Genomic DNA, 2,888 nt, shown 5'->3' with positions numbered 1-2,888 from the left:
AAGCTGTCCGGCCGGGCGCTGAAGGCCGTACGCCGCAACATCCAGATGGTGTTCCAGGACCCGTACACCTCGCTGAACCCGCGCATGACCGTCGGCGACATCATCGGGGAGACCTACGAGATCCACCCCGAGGTGGCCCCGAAGGGCGACCGGCGCCGCAAGGTGCAGGACCTCCTGGACGTCGTCGGGCTGAACCCGGAGTACATCAACCGCTACCCGCACCAGTTCTCCGGCGGTCAGCGCCAGCGCATCGGCATCGCCCGGGGCCTCGCGCTCAACCCGGAGATCATCGTCGCGGACGAGCCGGTCTCGGCCCTGGACGTGTCGGTGCAGGCACAGGTGGTCAACCTGCTGGACCGGCTCCAGACGGAGTTCGGCCTGAGCTTCGTCTTCATCGCGCACGACCTGTCGATCGTCCGGCACATCTCGGACCGGGTCGGCGTCATGTACCTCGGCCGGATCGTCGAGACCGGCACCGACGCGGAGATCTACGACCACCCCACGCACCCTTACACCCAGGCGCTGCTCTCGGCCGTCCCGGTACCGGACCCGACGGCCCGGGACCACCGGGAGCGGATCATCCTGCACGGCGACGTGCCCTCGCCGGCGAACATCCCGTCGGGCTGCCGCTTCCGCACCCGGTGCTGGAAGGCGCAGGAGCGGTGCGCACTGGAGGTGCCGCTGCTGGCCGTGCCGGCGGTGTTCCGCGACGTGGACACCCCCGCCCGGCACGACTCGGCCTGCCACTTCGCCGAGGAGAAGCGGGTGGTGCCGCCGGAGGGGCTCCTGGAGACGCCCGAACCCGCGGACGCGCCGCCCCGGGGGGACGACGACCGGGACTGACGCCGCAGGACGACGACCGGGTGCGTCCGTCGGCCACCCGGCCGTCACCACCCCACCCCGGCCGGCCGCACGGGCCCTTCCCCGCTCCCCGGACTGGTCACCGCGTTCCTCCACACGGCCGCCGGGGCCGGCTGTCCGCAGCCACCCGGACCGCCTCCGCCCGGCTGGTGAGGTCCGCCGTGCTACCGGCGCAGCCCCAGCGACCGCCTGAGGAATTCCACCTGGAGCAGCAGCAGGTTCTCCGCCACCTGCTCCTGCGGCGTCATGTGCGTGACCCCGCTCAGCGGCAGTACCTCGTGCGGCCGTCCCGCCGCCAGCAGCGCCGAGGACAGCCGCAGGGCGTGGGCGACCACCACGTTGTCGTCGGCGAGGCCGTGGACGATCATCATGGGCCGTGCCTCGTCGGCGGCGCGGGAGAGCCCCTCGTCCGTCACCAGGGAGTTGGACGCGTAGACCTCGGGCTGGTCGGCCGGGTCGCCGAGGTAGCGCTCCGTGTAGTGGGTGTCGTACAGCCGCCAGTCGGTCACCGGGGCGCCGACCACCGCCGCGTGGAAGACGTCCGGGCGGCGCAGCACCGCGAGGGCCGAGAGGTAGCCGCCGTACGACCAGCCGCGCATCGCGACCTTGGTCAGGTCCAGCGGGAAGCGTCCGGCCAGCGCGTGCAGGGCCTCCACCTGGTCGTCGAGGGTGAGGGTGAAGTCGTCCCTGACCGCCTTCTCCCAGCCGGGGGAACGCCCCGGGGTGCCCCGGCCGTCCGCGGTGATCACGGCGAAGCCCTGGTCGGCGAACCACTGGGACGTGAGGTGCGCGTTGTGCGCGGCGACCACCCGGCGGCCGTGCGGCCCGCCGTAGGGGTCCATCAGGACCGGGAGCGGACCGTCGTCCTCGGTGTAGCCGGTGGGGAGCAGTACGGCGCACGGAATCCGCCGTGCGCCCCCCTCGGTCAACCGCACTCCGGCCGTGAGGACGGGTTTCTGGGCGAGGTTGGCGACGGTGGCGACCGGCCGGCCGTCCCGCAGGACGCGTACGGCCGCCCCCGGGTGCTCCAGGGAGGCGGAGACCATGACCGTCACCCCGCCCGCGCGCACCGCCGTGTGCACCCCGGGGCCCTCGCTGACGCGCTCGACGCCCAGCTCGTTGACCCGGTACACATGGCTCTGGCCGGTCTCCGGGTCCTTCGCCCCCTCGCCGGCGGTGGCGGACACCAGGATGTCCGACTCGCCGATGTCCAGTACCGCCTGGACGTGCAGATGGTCCCCGGTCAGCGGCCGGTCGCCGACCGAGAGCACCCGCGCGCCGCCCTCGTCGGCGATGCGCACGAGCCGCCCGTCGGGGGCCCAGGCGGGCGCTCCGACGAAGAGTTCCAGCCATACCGGATCTTCGTCCACATGGACGGTGCGAGTCGCTCCGGTTTCGGTGTCCACGGTGAGGTACAGCTGACTGCGCTGGTCGCGGGCCTGCACCAGCAGCAGTGGGGCGCCGCCCGAGGACCAGTGGACCTGCGCCAGATAGGGGAAGCGGGTCCGGTCCCAGACAACTTCCGTACGGGACCCGTCGAGGTCCGTCAGGAAGAGCCGTACCTCGGCGTTGGGCGTTCCGGCGGCCGGGTAGCCGATCTCGGCGGGCCTGCTGTCCGGGTTGGCCGGGTCGGCGATCCACCACCGCCGTACGGCGCTGTCGTCGGCCCGGGCGACCAGCAGCCGGTCCGACTCCGGCGACCACCAGAAGCCGCGGTGGCGGTGCATCTCCTCGGCCGCCACGAACTCCGCGAGACCGTACGTGGTGTGCTCGTCCTCCGGCTCGGCGAGCGCGCGGTCCTCCTCGCCGTCCGTCCGAACGACCCGCAGCGCGCCCTGTGCGACGTAGGCGACGTGCCGGCCGTCGGGGGAGGGCCGGGGGTCGAGCACCGGTCCGGGCACGGGCAGCGCCCGCGCGGTGCCGGCCCCCAACTCGGCCACGTACACCGTGCCGGACAGGGCGAACGCGGCCAACTCGGCGGCGGCGTCCAGCGCGTAGCCGACGATGCCGGCCGAGCCCTCCCGCGT

General features: G+C 73.4%; 2 protein-coding genes. One reads left to right on the top strand and one right to left on the bottom strand.

The features are described 5' to 3' along the window. The coding region (locus IH13_RS0110865; protein WP_031083290.1) for an ABC transporter ATP-binding protein at positions 1–843 on the top strand (843 nt) is incomplete at its 5' end. Between the two features lie 182 nt (positions 844–1,025). On the opposite strand, the gene IH13_RS0110860 is transcribed toward IH13_RS0110865, so the two are convergent. After that, positions 1,026–2,888: S9 family peptidase (locus tag IH13_RS0110860; RefSeq protein ID WP_031083289.1), on the bottom strand; the 1,863-nt coding region annotated here is incomplete at its 5' end.

Source organism: Streptomyces sp. NRRL WC-3549, assembly GCF_000721935.1.
Lineage (GTDB): Bacteria > Actinomycetota > Actinomycetes > Streptomycetales > Streptomycetaceae > Streptomyces.
Note: the sequence above shows the minus strand (reverse complement) of the source record. Positions and strands in the feature narration are given on the sequence as shown.